Here is a 13,158-nt window from a genome sequence, read left to right as displayed (position 1 = left end):
CGGCCGCCAGGGAGCGGGGTAGGGAGCCGGGTCTGGTGCGTGGGGCCTTGGGGCCTTGGGGCCTTGGGGCCTTGGGGCTTGGGGCTTGGGGCTTGGGGCTTGGGGCCTCGCCAGGCCCATAGGGCCCAGGGACCCCACGACCCTGGTCTGATCTCGACGCGAGGCCCTAGGCGGAGGCGAGTTCTCGCCAGGTGGGCACGGTCGCCTGGGCGGTGAGCGCCTGGTCGTAGCGGTGCAGGATCAGGCGGGCGAGGGCGGGGTGGTCGCCGAGCGGGGGCGCCGCGATCCAGGGGGCGTGGGCGGCGGCGCCGCCGGCGAAGCGGCCGGGGGCGGTGAAGCAGGAGGCGACGGCGACCCGGTGGCGGCCCCGGGCGGCGAGCGCGCGCACCGCCTCGGGGACGGTGGGGCGGGCGGCGGAGGCGTACGCGGGGACGACGGGGGTGCCGCCGAGCCGCTCGGAGAGCGCGGCGGCGATCCGCCGCACGGCGGCGAGCCCCTCGGGGTCCCGGGAGCCGGCCGCCGCGAGAACGACCCCGGTGGCGCGCGAGGCGCTGTCGGCGGAGGTCCACCCCGCCTCGACGAGCCGGTCGACGAGCGCCTCCACGAGCAGCGGATGCGCCCCGAGCGGCCGGGCGATCCGCACCCGCCCGCCGGGCAGCGCGGCGACAGCGGCGGGCAGATCGTGCTTGACGTGATACCCGGGCCCGAAGAGCAGGGGCACGAGGACGGCGCGGGGGGCGGGACCGGCGGGGCCGGCGGGGCCGGCGGGGCCGGCGGGGCCGGCGGGGCCGGCGGGACCGGCGGGACCGGCCAGGTTGGCGGGACCGGCGAGGCTGGCGGGACCGGCGAGGCTGGCGGGAGCAGTGGGACCAGCCAGGCCGGCTGGAGCCGCCGACGCCACGGCGTCCCCCGCACGCGCCGAGGCGCCCGGGCCCGCCGCGAAGTCCGCCAGGACCTCCGGGAGGAGTGGGGGGTTCAGTTCGATGTGGGTGAGGCGGACGTCCAGGCCCGGGCGGAGTTCGCGGACGCGTTCCGCCAGGTGGGCGAGGGTGGTCGCGGCGCGTGGGTCGCGGCTGCCGTGGCCTACGGCGATGAGGGTGGGGCGTGCGGCGCCGTACGGGCGGACCTGGCTCAGGCGCTCGCCGAGCCGTGTCGTGATCGTGCCGAGCAGCTCGGCCGTGGTGTCGAACGTACTGTCCCGCTCCGTCATGCTCCGATCCTGCGCGCCCCGCGTTGCCACCCCGTTGCGTGGGCGTCACGAGTGTTTTCCGTGCGCTCACCGCCGCCCGGCGGAGGCTGTCAGGACGCCAGCCAGATCCGGAGCGGGCCGAGTTCCTCGAAGCCCACCGCCAGGGCGGGCGCGAGGTCGTCGCCCGACTCGTAGCCGACGACCGGGCGGCCGGCGTCGACGAGGGTCAGGCAGCCGGCCCATGCCTCGGCCGGGTCCGTTCCCTCGGCGGCGAACAGGTTGGAGACGCCCGTCACCCGGCCGTTGTCGCTCAGCACCGCTCCCCCGGCGATCCGGCCGTCGGCGCCGTACCCCGCGACGACCTTCGTCGACCGGTCGGCGAGGAGTTCGGGGCGGAAGAGCGCCGCCTCGTCCGCGTCCCCGCCGCTCCACGCCATGGCCCAGGCGGCGAGCTCCGCCGGGTCGCGCACGGCGCGCCACGACGTGTCCGCCGGGACGCCGACCTCCGGAGCGGGGAGCCTGCCCGCCCGGGTGATCCAGCGCGCATCGAAGAGCGGCCGGAAGCCCTCGGAGGTCAGGTCCAGGCAGGCGAAGGAGTCCTTGACCGAGGCGCCGGGGGTGTCGCGGTCGATGCCGTCGAGGACGTCCCGTACCGAAGCGTCGGCGCTCAGCGTCACCGCGTCCGGGTAGTACGGCGGCGTACGGCGGGCGTTGGTCCAGGCGCGCCGCCCGAAGGTTCCGGGGGTGCCGTGCGCGCGGCACATCGCGTCGCACCACTCCGCGTTGTTGAGGGCCGCTTCATCGATCATGCGCAGATCGTACGGATAACCCCCTTCCGCCCTCATTCTTTTATCTAGCGGAATATCTTTTCCATCATGCGAATGTCTCCGCCCGCTCCCCCCGGGCTCCCCCGGCGCGTCGCCGCCGAACTCGTGGGCACCGCCGCCCTCGTGACCGTCATCGTCGGTTCCGGTCTCCAGGCCGAGGCCCTGAGCGAGGACGTGGGCGTGGCCCTGCTGGCCAACTCCCTCGCCTCCGCCCTGGGCCTCGGCGTCCTGATCGTGCTCCTCGGCCCCCTCTCCGGCGGCCACCTCAACCCGGCCGTCACGCTCAGCGAGTGGTGGGCGCGCCGGGGCGAGGAGAACGCCCCCGGCGGCCGCGAGGCCGCCGCGTACTGCGCCGCCCAGCTCCTCGGCGCGGTCTCCGGTGCCCTGCTCGCCGAGGCGATGTTCGGGCGGACGCCGGACACCTGGTCCGTGTCCACCCAGGTCCGCTCGGACCCGCACCTCCTGGTCGGCGAGGCCGTCGCCACCGCCGGGCTCGTCCTGCTCGTCGTGGGGCTGCGCCGGATCGGCCGGCTCGCGCTCGCGCCGGTCGCGGTGGCCGCCTACATCGCGGCGGCGATCTGGTTCACCTCATCGGGCTCGTTCGCCAACCCCGCCGCGAGCGTCGGCCGCGCGCTCACCGACTCGTTCACCGGGATAGCCCCCGGCTCGCTCCCCGGCTTCGTCGGGGCGCAGCTCCTCGGCACGCTGCTCGGTGTCGCGCTCGCCACCGTTCTGTACGGCGGCAGGAGCGAACCGAACGGCCCGCGTACGCGTCGAACAGGGTGACGGGGGCGGACAAGATCCACGGAGGTTCATCCATGCGCGGCCTGCGACGACGCGTGCGCGTACTCGCCCGGGTGCCGGAACGGGTGCCGGAACGGGTGCCGGAGCGGCTCAAGCGGCTGCCGGTACTCCCCCGCTCCACCCGGGCCCGGCGCCGTACCGTGCAGGCCGTCATGCTGGGCGCCGTCCTCGCCCTCGCGCCCGCCACCTGGACGCACGCCGTCGCCGACAGCCGGCTGCGCACCACCGCCGACGTGCCCGCCCAGGAGGTCGCCGTCGTCTTCGGCGCCGGCCTCTGGAAGGGGCGGCCCACCCCGTACCTCGCGCACCGGCTCGACACGGCCGCCGAGCTGTACCGCGCGGGCAAGGTCAAGGTCGTCCTCGTGACCGGCGACAACAGCCGGGCCGAGTACGACGAGCCGGACGCGATGCGGACGTACCTCACCGAACGCGGGGTGCCGGACGACCGGATCGTCAGCGACTACGCGGGCTTCGACACCTGGGACTCCTGCGTCCGCGCGAAGAGGATCTTCGGCATCGACCGGGCCGTGCTCGTCACCCAGGACTTCCACATCAAGCGGGCCGTCGCGCTCTGCCGGGCGGCCGGCATCGAGTCGTACGGGGTGAAGGTGGTCGAACCCCACGACTCCGTCTTCTACTACGGCGGCGTCCGGGAGCTCGTCGCGGCGGGCAAGGCGGCCCTGGACGCCACGCTCCGGCCCGACCCGCACTTCCTCGGCGAGCGGGAGAAGGGTGTGACGGAGGCGCTCGCGTCGGCGGGCTGACCCTCACCTCGGGGGCGGTCCGCAACGGAGCCCGACGTACCGGAGGCGTAATGCGGCGCGCGCCCTCCCGTAACACGGCCGTCGCACAGTTTCCGCATGTCCGAGGCTGTCACCACCCCCGCCGCAACCCCTACGCACTGCCCGTACTGCGCCCTCCAGTGCGGCATGTCGCTGCGCCCCGCGGGCGGGACCGTGGAGGTGGTGGAGCGCCCCGACTTCCCCGTCAACCGGGGCGCGTTGTGCGGCAAGGGCCGTACCGCCCCGGCCGTACTCTCCTCCCGGGTCAGGCTGACCGGGCCCCTGGTCCGATGCCCTGACACAGGTGCCCTGAAGTCCGCCTCCTGGGAGGAGGCACTCGCCGCCGTCGCCGATGGGCTTCGCCGGACCCGCGCCGACCACGGACCCGATGCCGTGGGGGTCTTCGGCGGCGGCGGCCTCACCAACGAGAAGGCGTACGCGCTCGGGAAGTTCGCCCGGGTCGTGCTCGGCACCTCGCAGATCGACTACAACGGCCGCTTCTGCATGTCGTCGGCGGCGGCCGCGCACCAGCGGGCGTTCGGGCTCGACAGGGGGCTGCCCTTCCCGCTGGAGGACGTCCCGCGCACCGGCTGCGTGATCCTCGTCGGCTCCAACCTGGCCGAGACCATGCCGCCGGCGCTGCGCTACCTGACCGAGCTGAAGGCGAACGGCGGGAAGCTGATCGTCATCGACCCGCGCCGCACCCGCACCGCCGAGCAGGCCGACCTCCACCTCGCGCCCCGCCCCGGCACCGACCTCGCGCTCGCGCTCGGCCTGCTCCATCTCGTGGTCGCCGAGGGCCGGGTGGACGAGGAGTTCGTCCGGGAGCGTACGGAGGGGTGGGAGGCGGCCCGGTCCGGGGCGATGGCGCACTGGCCCGAGCTGGTCGAGCGGATCACCGGCGTACCGGTGCCGCTGCTGCGGGACGCGATGCGGATGTTCTGCGACGCGGAGAGCGGGATGGTGCTCACCGCGCGCGGCCCGGAGCAGCAGTCGAAGGGCACGGACACCGTCGGCGCGTGGATCAACCTGTGCCTCGCGACCGGGCGGGCCGGGCGGCCGCTGAGCGGATACGGGTGCCTCACCGGCCAGGGCAACGGCCAGGGCGGCCGTGAGCACGGCCAGAAGGCGGACCAGCTGCCCGGCTACCGGAAACTGGACGACCCGGCGGCGCGGGCGCACGTGGCGGGCGTGTGGGGGGTGGACCCGGACTCGCTCCCGGGGCCCGGGCGCAGCGCGTACGAACTCCTGGACGCGCTGGGCGGCGACGTGAAGTCGCTGCTCCTCATGGGCTCCAACCCCGTGGTCTCGGCGCCGCGCGCCGCGCACATCGAGGGGCGGCTGCGCTCGCTGGACTTCCTGGCGGTCGCGGACGTGGTCCTGTCGGAGACGGCGGAGCTCGCGGACGTGGTGCTTCCGGTCACCCAGTGGGCGGAGGAGACGGGCACGACGACCAACCTGGAGGGGCGGGTGCTCCTGCGACAGCGGGCGATCACCCCGCCCGAGGGGGTCCGCACGGACCTGGAGGTCCTGCACGGGCTGGCGGCCCTCCTCGGCCGGGAGAAGGGCTTCCCGACGGACCCGGAGGAGGTCTTCGACGAACTCCGCCGCGCGTCGGCGGACGGCCCGGCCGACTACTCGGGCATCAGCTACCGCCGCCTCCGCGAGGAGAACGGCGTCTTCTGGCCGTGCCCCGAGGGCGCGGAGCAACACCCCGGAACCCCCCGGCTCTTCCTCGACCGGTTCTCGACGCCCAGCGGGCGGGCGCGGTTCGTGGCGGTCGTGCATCGGCCCGCCGCCGAGGAGACCGACGCCGAGTACCCGGTGGTGCTGACCACCGGGCGGGTCGTCGCGCAGTACCAGTCCGGGGCGCAGACGCGGCGCGTGGACGAGCTGAACGCCGCCGCGCCCGGGGCGTTCGTGGAGCTGCATCCGCGGCTCGCCGAGCGGATCGGGGTGGCCGAGGGCGAGCGGGTCGCCGTCGTGTCGCGCCGCGGCCGGGCGGTCGCGCCCGCGCGGATCACCACGACCATCCGACCGGACACGGTCTTCATGCCGTTCCACTGGCCCGGCGAGGGCCGCGCCAACACCCTCACCAACCCGGCGCTCGACCCCGTCTCGCGGATGCCCGAGTTCAAGACCTGCGCGGTCCGGGTCGAGCCCGCCAGTCCCCGCCCCTGATGAGCGGCCCGTACGGGGTGCCGGGCGCCGCGAAGTAGACCCAGGCGCGGACGGCCGTCCCGTCCGCGACCCGGACCACCTCGCGCTCGGCCCGCTCGTAGCCGGCCGGGAGTTCCACCTGGTCGAGCACGGCGAGGAGTTCGGCGTACGTGTCCGGCGCGGCGGTCACCAGGTCGCCCGCGACCAGGCCCTCGCCCGGGACGACGTAGGGGTAGCCGGGGCCGTCGTACAGCAGCGCCCCCGGCAGACGCGCCGGTTCCTCCCGGGCCGTGCGGCCGAGGAGGAAGCGGTCGTGGTTGTACTCGCCGGGCCGCAGCGTGCCGTAGACGAAGAAGGGCAGTCCGGTCATTCGCCGGCGGCGCCAGCGAACGGGGTCGACGTCGTCTCGGCCTCCAGCCACGCCAGGTACGCGGCCGAGGCCCGCACCACCGGAGTGGCGAGGACCTCGGGGGTCTCGTAGTCGTGGGCGGCCAGGAGGTGGGCCTCAAGCGCCTCGTAGCGCGCCTCCGTGGTCTTGAAGAGGACCTGCCACTCCTCCTCGGTCTCGATCGCGTTCCGCCAGTGGTAGACGGAGGTGACCGGTCCGGAGATCTGCGCGCAGGCGGCGAGGCGGGCCTCGACCGCGCCACGGGCGAGCTCCTGGGCCTTGGCCGGGCTGTCGGTGGTGGTGAGTACGGTGAGTGCGAGGGTCACGCGGCCCACCGTACTCACCCCCACCGCACCCCGCGCCCACGCCGCCGCACCCATCGCCCCGCCCGGCGCGCCCACGCCGCCGCACCCGTCGCCCCGCCCGCCGCGCCCGCCGCGCCCGTCCGCCGCTCACGCCGCCGCCGCGAACTGCGCCGCGTGCAGCTGGGCGTAGGCCCCGCCCGACGCCAACAGCTCCTCGTGCGTGCCCTGTTCGACGATCGAGCCGTTCTCCATCACCAGGATCACGTCCGCGTCCCGGATCGTGGAGAGCCGGTGCGCGATCACGAAGGACGTACGGCCCTCCCGGAGGGAGGACATGGCCCGCTGGATGAGCACCTCGGTACGGGTGTCGACGGAGCTCGTCGCCTCGTCCAGGACCAGGATCACCGGCTCGGACAGGAACGCCCGGGCGATCGTGATCAGCTGCTTCTCGCCCGCGCTGAGTCCGGCGCCGTCCTCGTCGAGGACCGTGTCGTAGCCGTCGGGGAGGGTCCGGATGAACCGGTCGGCATGCGTCGCCATCGCGGCCTCGACGATCCCTTCGCGCGAGACCCGCCCCGGAACGCCGTACGCGATGTTGTCGGCGATCGTCCCGCCGAAGAGCCAGGTGTCCTGGAGGACCATGCCGATCCCGGAGCGGAGTTCCTCGCGGGACATCGCCGCGATGTCGGTCCCGTCGAGGGTGATCCGGCCGCCGGTGACCTCGTAGAACCGCATCAGCAGATTCACCAGCGTCGTCTTGCCCGCGCCCGTCGGGCCGACGATCGCGACCGTCTGCCCCGGCTCCACCGTCAGCGACAGGTCCTCGACGAGCGGCTTCTCCGGCTCGTAGCGGAACGCCACCTTCTCGAACGAGACCCGGCCCTCGGTCCTGCGCGGAGACCCCGATGCGGCGGGCGCCGGAGACTCCTCCTCCGCGTCGAGGAGGTCGAAGACCCGCTCGGCGGAGGCGACCCCGGACTGGAGCAGGTTCGCCATGGCAGCGATCTGGTTGATCGGGCCGTTGAACTCGTACGAGTACTGGATGAACGCCTGCACGTCGCCGACGCTCAGCGTGCCGCTCGCCACCCGCAGCCCGCCGACGACCGCGATCAGGACGTAGTTGAGGTTCCCGACGAAGGTGAGGGCCGGCTGGATGAAGCCGGAGATGAACTGGGCCCGGAAGCTCGCCCCGTACAGCTCCTCGCCCAGCTCGTCGAAGCGCGCCACGGCCGCGTCCCGCCGCCCGAAGACGACGACCTCCGCGTGTCCGGTGATCATCTCCTCGACGTGGCTGTTGAGCCGGCCGGTGACCGCCCACTGCTTCACGAACTGCGGCTGGGCGCGCTTGCCGATCCGGGCCGCGACGAGCAGCGAGACGGGGACGGTCGCGAGGGCGACGAGGGCGAGCAGCGGCGAGATCCAGCACATCATCACCAGCACGCCGACGAGCGTGAGGAGCGCGCGGACCATCTGGCTGAAGGCCTGCTGGAGGGTCTGGACGATGTTGTCGATGTCGTTGGTGGTGCGGCTGAGGAGTTCGCCGCGCGGCTGCCCGTCGACGTAACCGAGCGGCAGCCGGGCCAGCTTGGCCTGCGCCTCTGCGCGCAGCCGGTGCCCGGCGCGCTGGACGACGGTCGTGGCGAGGCGCTGCTGGAGCCAGTTGAGCGCGGCGGAGCCGGCGACGGCCGCGAAGGCGAGGGCAAGCGTCTCGCCGACGGCCCGGAAGTCGACGCCGGCCGGGCTCGCGGCGCCGGAGATGACGAGGTCGGTGGCGCGGCCGAGGAGCAGCGGGCTGAGGACGGCGAGGGCGACGCTCGCGGCCGCGGCGGCGAGGACGCCGAGCAGCCGGGGGCGTTCGGGGGCCATGGTGCGCAGCAGCCGGAGGCCTGAGGCGCGGAACTGGAGGGAGCGTTCGAGGGACGGGGTACTGATCCCGGGGCCGCGCTGCTGCACGGCGGGGCCTCGGCGCTGCGGGGCGCTCCCGTGCTTCTGGCGCTGTGGGGCGCTCCCCTGCATCTGCGGTCGGTCGTCGCCGCTCATGCCGCTTCCTCCTCGGTGAGCTGGGAGAGGACGATCTCCCGGTAGGTGGGGTTGGTCCGCATGAGCTCCTCGTGGGTGCCGCTGCCGACGGCGCGGCCCTGGTCGAGGACGACGATCCGGTCGGCGTCGCGGATGGTGGAGACCCGCTGGGCGACGATGACGACGGTCGCGTCGGCGGTCTCCCGCTTCAGGGCCGCTCGGAGTACGGCGTCGGTGCGGTAGTCGAGCGCGGAGAAGGAGTCGTCGAAGAGGTAGACCCGGGGGCGGGCGACGAGGACGCGGGCGATGGCGAGCCGCTGGCGCTGGCCGCCGGAGAGGTTGGTGCCGCCCTGCGCGACCGGCGCGTCGAGCCCCTCGGGCAGGGCGCGTACGAAGTCGGCGGCCTGGGCGACCTCCAGGGCGTGCCACAGCTCGTCCTCGCTCGCGTCGGGCCGTCCGTACCGCAGGTTGCTCGCGACCGTGCCGGAGAAGAGGTACGGCTTCTGCGGGACGAGTCCGACGGTACGGGCGCGCAGCGCGGGGTCCATGGCGCGGACGTCGACGCCGCCGACCGTGACCCGGCCGCCGGTGGTGTCGAAGAGCCGGGCGGCGAGGCCGAGGAGGGTGGTCTTGCCGCTGCCGGTGGAGCCGATGACGGCGGTGGTGCGGCCGGGGAGGGCGGTGAGGCTGACGGCGCGCAGGACGGGTTCCTCGGCGCCGGGGTAGCTGAAGTCGGCGTCCCGGATGTCGAGCAGGCCGGGTCCGTGGAGGGTGTGGACGGGGGCGGCGGGGGTGGAGACGGAGGGCTCGGTGTCGAGGATCTCCTGGATGCGTTCGGCGCTGACCTCGGCGCGAGGCATGTGCATCAGCAGGAAGAGCACCATCATCACCGACATCATGATCTGGAGCAGATAGCCGAGGAACGCGATCAGCGAACCGGCCTGCAGGGCCCCGGACTCGATCCGGTGGGCGCCCGCCCAGATGATGGCGACGGTCGACAGCTCCCAGACGATCAGCACGATCGGGAACATCAGCGCCTGGAGCCGGCCGACCCGGGTGCCGACCGAGCGCAGCTCGTCGTTGGCCTCGCCGAAGCGCTCCTGTTCGTGGCGGTCGCGGACGAAGGCGCGGACGACCCGGATGCCGGTGATCTGCTCGCGCATCACCCGGTTGACCCGGTCGACCCGCTCCTGCGTGCCGCGGAAGAGCGGCCGCATGCGCAGGACGACGCTGCCGACGCCGCCGGCCATGAGCGGGACGAAGAGCAGGAGCAGCAGGGCGAGCGGGACGTCCTGGTCAAGGGCCATGACGATGCCGCCGACGGACAGCAGGGGCGCGGCGACCAGCATCGTCAGGACGAGGACGGCGAACGTCTGGACCTGCTGGACGTCGTTGGTGGTGCGGGTGATGAGGGAGGCGGTGCCGAAGCGGCCGATCTCCCGGGCGGAGAAGTCCTGAATCCGGCGGAAGGCGGCGGCGCGCACGTCGCGGGCGACGCCCATGGCGACCTTCGCGCCGAAGTAGACGGCGGCGGCCGCGGCAACGGCCTGGAGGAGGGTGACGGCGGCCATCTGGGCGCCGCCGGTGAGGACGTGGGCGGTGTCGCCGCGCAGCACGCCGTTGTCGATGACGTCGGCGTTGAGGGTGGGCAGGGTGAGGGAGGCGAGGGACTGGACGAGCTGGAGGAGGACGACCAAGGCCAGGGTCCGCCGGTAGGGCCGGAGCCGGCCGACGATGAGGCGCAGCAGCATGAGGTGACTCCCTCTCAGGCGGCGTAGGGGCGGACGGCCTTGGCGTCCCGGAGGGCGTGCGCCCACCAGGCGAGCTGGTCGAGCAGCGACTTGGCGGCGGCGTCGGGGCCGGTGGAGCCCTTGTGCCGGCCGTCCTCGTCGAAGTCCCCGTGCGCGTTGTGGAAGGAGACCGTGTCGCGGACGGTCACGGCGTGCATCTCGGCGAAGACCTGCCGCAGTTGCTCCACCGCCCGCAGGCCGCCGGACATGCCGCCGTACGAGACGAAGCCGACGGGCTTGGCCTGCCACTCGACGAAGTGCCAGTCGATGAGGGCCTTGAGGGAGGCGGGGAAGGAGTGGTTGTACTCGGGGGTGAGGACGACGAAGGCGTCGGCGGCGTCGAGGACCGGGGAGACCTTGGCCAGCTCGGCGCGGACGGCGGCGTCCGGGCGGTGGGAGAGGGCGGTGGGAAGCTCGACCTCGGCGAGGTCGACGAAGTCGACGGCGAAGTCGGCGTGCTCGGCGAGCCGACCGCGGAACCACTCGGCGAGCACGGGCGCGAACCGCCCTTCGCGGTTGCTGGCGACGATGACGGCGAGCTTGAGCGGCGTGGAGTCGGAGTTCGTACGCGTGTTGTTGTCCATGCCGAGGATCCTGATACCTCAAGTTTGATTGAGGTCAAGCGGTGATTTCCCGACCCTCCCCGGGGCCCGGCCGGCACGGACAACCCGCCTTGTACCAGCGGTCGTTCGGCTCCCTCCGGTAACATCGGGAGTCCGGGAACGGTGCAGGACGGGGGTCCGTGGCATGGTCGTGAAGTACGTCGTCTCACCGCACGGCCGTCGTGGCACCTACCCCACCATCACCTCCGCCCTGCGCGCCTTCTCCACCCTGCAGGGCGTGTCCCGTCGGCAGCGGTCGGCGGTCGTCGAGATCGCGCCCGGGCGGTACGAGGAGAGCCTCGTCGCCCGGGGCGACGTCCGGCTCGTCGCGGCCGAGGGACCGGGCTCCGTCGTGGTGAACCTGCTGCGCGGGACCGTTCTGGAGACGTACGGCTCGGTCCAGGTCGAGGGCCTCGTGCTGACCAGCCGGGACGTCGAGCACGACGTCGTCGCCTGCGTGCAGGGCACCCTCACGCTCGACCACGTCGAGGTCCGCACCCCGGGCGGCGCCGGCGCGCACGCGCGGCCGAACACCCATGTCACCCTGCGGGACAGCACCTTCCTGCACGGCCGGACGCTCTTCACCGCCTCCACCGGATCGGTCGAGCGGTGCCGGTTCACGGACGCCGCCGACAACGCGATCGCCGCGATCGAGGGCGCCCAGCTCTCCGTCCGGGGCAGCCGCATCGAGGGCAGCCGGATCCATGGCGTCCGGGTCTGCGACGCGCGCGCCGAGGTCGTCGGCTGCGAGCTGACCGGCACGGGGAACGCGGCCCTCATGGCCGACACCCGGGCGGAGCTCGCGGTGGCGGACTGCGTGATCACCGCCGTGCACGCGGAGGGGATCATGTTCGTCGAGCAGTCCCGCGGCTCCGTGGACCGTACGCGCGTCACCGACGCGGCCCACGGGGTGTGCGCGGCGAGCGGCGCCGCCCCGGTGGTGCGCGACTGCGTGTTCACCGCCTGCCGCGACACCGGCGTCAACGTGCAGACCGACGCCCGGGGCAGGTTCGAGAACTGCCGGGTCGTCGACGCCCGCAACATCGGGGTGTTCTCGACCAAGGGCGGTGCGCCCGAGGTCACCGGCTGCCACGTCTCGGGCGGCAACGTCGGCATCGCCGTCACCGAAGGCTCCCGGGGCCGTTTCGCCCGCGTCCAGGTCGAGGATCTGACGAACTCCGCGCTGCGGGTCTGGGACGGATCGAAGGGCGCCTTCGAGAACGTCCGGGTGGACCGCTGCACGCTGGGCCTGGACACCAAGGGCGACGGCGGTACGACGGCCGACCTCACCGACGTGGTGTTCCGCGACGTGGAGACCGCGGTGACCGCGCTCGGCCAGTCCAGGGTCACCCTCAGGGAGGTGACGGCGGAGCGCGCGGCGGTGGGCTTCTTCGCCGGCGAGGAGGCGCAGCTACGCGTGCACGACTGCACGGTCACGACGGCGAGCGTCGGTGGGGCCGCCGCGTCCGGCACGGCGAAGCTCTTCGCGAAGAACCTCACCGTGAACGGGTCGGAGGGAACCGGCCTGTCAGGGACCGAGTCCGGCTACCTGAACGTCGCGAACAGCGAGTTCACCGACTGCGCGACCGCGGGTGCCGTCTTCGCCGACGAGAGCTCCGGCCGCCTGGTGGACTGCTCCGTGAACGGGACAGAGGGGACCGCCGTGCTGGACAACGGCCGTGTCGAGCTCGTCTCCCTGCGCACGTCGCTGCCGGTCCTCCGCAAGACCGTCCGCACGGTCGAGAAGACGGCGCCGATCATCAAGGTCGAGGGCCCGTACATCGTCGGCTCCGTCTACAACAGCCAGCTCGCGTGGAACAACGACCAGGTCATCCAGCGCCAGTCGAACGAGGACGGTAGGGACACATGAACGAGCGAGAGAACGAAGAGAACGACCAGCGCTCCGAGGGGCCCGTGTTCCACGGCCCCGTCTCCCACAACCAGTTCGCCTGGGGCAACAGGACGGCCACCCAGAACCAGCAGAACAACGGCACGGGCGTCGCCCCGGGCCACGAGGCGCTCGCCGAGCGCGTCGCCGAGCTGCTCCGCGCCCTCCCCGCGCAGGGCCTCCCGGACCAGGACCGCGAGGACACGGAGACGGCGGCGGGCGAGGTCCTCGCCACGATCGCAGGGCCCGACCAGCCCGAGCCGGGCCGCCTGCGCATGGCGCTCGCCACGCTCAGGGGGGCCCTGACGCCGGTCGCGACCGGGGTCGCGGCGGGCGCGACGATCGGGGCGCAGGAGTGGGCCGTGACGGCGATCCAGGGTCTGGTCGTCTGACGGGAGCGGGCG

The 13,158-nt window shown here is 73.7% G+C and carries 12 protein-coding genes; 5 read left to right on the top strand and 7 right to left on the bottom strand.

Going from position 1 to position 13,158, the window contains the following annotated elements:
- Positions 1-166: 166 nt before the first annotated feature.
- On the bottom strand, positions 167-1,210 hold the full coding sequence (locus tag ACFWRO_RS06970; RefSeq protein ID WP_384505353.1) for a sirohydrochlorin chelatase: 1,044 nt from the start codon (positions 1,208-1,210) through the stop codon (positions 167-169).
- Between the two features lie 89 nt (positions 1,211-1,299).
- Complete coding sequence (locus ACFWRO_RS06965) at positions 1,300-1,998, bottom strand: hypothetical protein (RefSeq protein ID WP_384505350.1); 699 nt, start codon at positions 1,996-1,998, stop codon at positions 1,300-1,302.
- A 66-nt stretch (positions 1,999-2,064) separates the two neighbouring features.
- Between ACFWRO_RS06965 and ACFWRO_RS06960 the strand changes: the two genes are divergently transcribed.
- From ACFWRO_RS06960 to ACFWRO_RS06950, 3 genes are all read left to right on the top strand, one after another.
- Complete coding sequence (locus tag ACFWRO_RS06960) at positions 2,065-2,802, top strand: aquaporin (RefSeq protein WP_384505348.1); 738 nt, start codon at positions 2,065-2,067, stop codon at positions 2,800-2,802.
- Between the two features lie 32 nt (positions 2,803-2,834).
- Positions 2,835-3,584, top strand: coding sequence for a vancomycin high temperature exclusion protein (locus tag ACFWRO_RS06955; protein ID WP_384505345.1), 750 nt, complete (start codon positions 2,835-2,837; stop codon positions 3,582-3,584).
- Between the two features lie 96 nt (positions 3,585-3,680).
- Complete coding sequence (locus ACFWRO_RS06950; RefSeq protein WP_384505342.1) at positions 3,681-5,783, top strand: molybdopterin oxidoreductase family protein; 2,103 nt, start codon at positions 3,681-3,683, stop codon at positions 5,781-5,783.
- On the opposite strand, the gene ACFWRO_RS06945 is transcribed toward ACFWRO_RS06950, so the two are convergent.
- The 5 genes from ACFWRO_RS06945 to ACFWRO_RS06925 form a co-directional block, all read right to left on the bottom strand.
- Entirely contained in the window at positions 5,737-6,132 is a 396-nt protein-coding gene (locus ACFWRO_RS06945; protein ID WP_384505339.1) for a gamma-glutamylcyclotransferase family protein, read from the bottom strand. The two genes, ACFWRO_RS06950 and ACFWRO_RS06945, sit on opposite strands and share 47 nt — an antisense overlap.
- Positions 6,129-6,476, bottom strand: a complete 348-nt coding sequence (gene cutA / locus ACFWRO_RS06940) for a divalent-cation tolerance protein CutA (RefSeq protein WP_384505337.1) — start codon at positions 6,474-6,476, stop codon at positions 6,129-6,131. Before cutA ends, ACFWRO_RS06945 begins: the two co-directional genes overlap by 4 nt.
- A 126-nt stretch (positions 6,477-6,602) precedes the next feature.
- On the bottom strand, positions 6,603-8,495 hold the full coding sequence (locus tag ACFWRO_RS06935) for an ABC transporter ATP-binding protein (RefSeq protein WP_384505334.1): 1,893 nt from the start codon (positions 8,493-8,495) through the stop codon (positions 6,603-6,605).
- Entirely contained in the window at positions 8,492-10,225 is a 1,734-nt protein-coding gene (locus ACFWRO_RS06930) for an ABC transporter ATP-binding protein (RefSeq protein ID WP_384505332.1), read from the bottom strand. The genes ACFWRO_RS06935 and ACFWRO_RS06930 overlap by 4 nt, the downstream gene beginning before the upstream one ends.
- 14 nt (positions 10,226-10,239) lie before the next feature.
- Complete coding sequence (locus ACFWRO_RS06925) at positions 10,240-10,848, bottom strand: NADPH-dependent FMN reductase (protein WP_384505329.1); 609 nt, start codon at positions 10,846-10,848, stop codon at positions 10,240-10,242.
- A 163-nt stretch (positions 10,849-11,011) separates the two neighbouring features.
- Between ACFWRO_RS06925 and ACFWRO_RS06920 the strand changes: the two genes are divergently transcribed.
- A complete protein-coding gene (locus ACFWRO_RS06920; protein WP_384505326.1) occupies positions 11,012-12,736 on the top strand; it encodes a right-handed parallel beta-helix repeat-containing protein in 1,725 nt (574 codons plus the stop codon).
- Positions 12,733-13,146: a hypothetical protein gene (locus tag ACFWRO_RS06915; protein ID WP_384505323.1), complete on the top strand. Its 414-nt coding sequence runs from the start codon at positions 12,733-12,735 to the stop codon at positions 13,144-13,146. Before ACFWRO_RS06920 ends, ACFWRO_RS06915 begins: the two co-directional genes overlap by 4 nt.
- Positions 13,147-13,158: the final 12 nt, after the last annotated feature.

The organism is Streptomyces sp. NPDC058579, assembly GCF_042718575.1.
Taxonomy (GTDB): Bacteria; Actinomycetota; Actinomycetes; order Streptomycetales; family Streptomycetaceae; genus Streptomyces.
This window is presented reverse-complemented; position numbering and strand designations above follow the sequence as displayed.

What these genes read in the sequence shown, in the direction of transcription:
- ACFWRO_RS06930 (WP_384505332.1), bottom strand. Translation starts at nt 10,225, where the DNA reads ATGCTGCTGCGCCTCATCGTCGGCCGGCTCCGGCCCTACCGGCGGACC.
- ACFWRO_RS06915 (WP_384505323.1), top strand. Translation starts at nt 12,733, where the DNA reads ATGAACGAGCGAGAGAACGAAGAGAACGACCAGCGCTCCGAGGGGCCC.
- ACFWRO_RS06925 (WP_384505329.1), bottom strand. Translation starts at nt 10,848, where the DNA reads ATGGACAACAACACGCGTACGAACTCCGACTCCACGCCGCTCAAGCTC.
- ACFWRO_RS06970 (WP_384505353.1), bottom strand. Translation starts at nt 1,210, where the DNA reads ATGACGGAGCGGGACAGTACGTTCGACACCACGGCCGAGCTGCTCGGC.
- ACFWRO_RS06920 (WP_384505326.1), top strand. Translation starts at nt 11,012, where the DNA reads ATGGTCGTGAAGTACGTCGTCTCACCGCACGGCCGTCGTGGCACCTAC.
- ACFWRO_RS06960 (WP_384505348.1), top strand. Translation starts at nt 2,065, where the DNA reads ATGCGAATGTCTCCGCCCGCTCCCCCCGGGCTCCCCCGGCGCGTCGCC.
- ACFWRO_RS06935 (WP_384505334.1), bottom strand. Translation starts at nt 8,495, where the DNA reads ATGAGCGGCGACGACCGACCGCAGATGCAGGGGAGCGCCCCACAGCGC.
- ACFWRO_RS06950 (WP_384505342.1), top strand. Translation starts at nt 3,681, where the DNA reads ATGTCCGAGGCTGTCACCACCCCCGCCGCAACCCCTACGCACTGCCCG.
- ACFWRO_RS06945 (WP_384505339.1), bottom strand. Translation starts at nt 6,132, where the DNA reads ATGACCGGACTGCCCTTCTTCGTCTACGGCACGCTGCGGCCCGGCGAG.
- ACFWRO_RS06965 (WP_384505350.1), bottom strand. Translation starts at nt 1,998, where the DNA reads ATGATCGATGAAGCGGCCCTCAACAACGCGGAGTGGTGCGACGCGATG.
- ACFWRO_RS06955 (WP_384505345.1), top strand. Translation starts at nt 2,835, where the DNA reads ATGCGCGGCCTGCGACGACGCGTGCGCGTACTCGCCCGGGTGCCGGAA.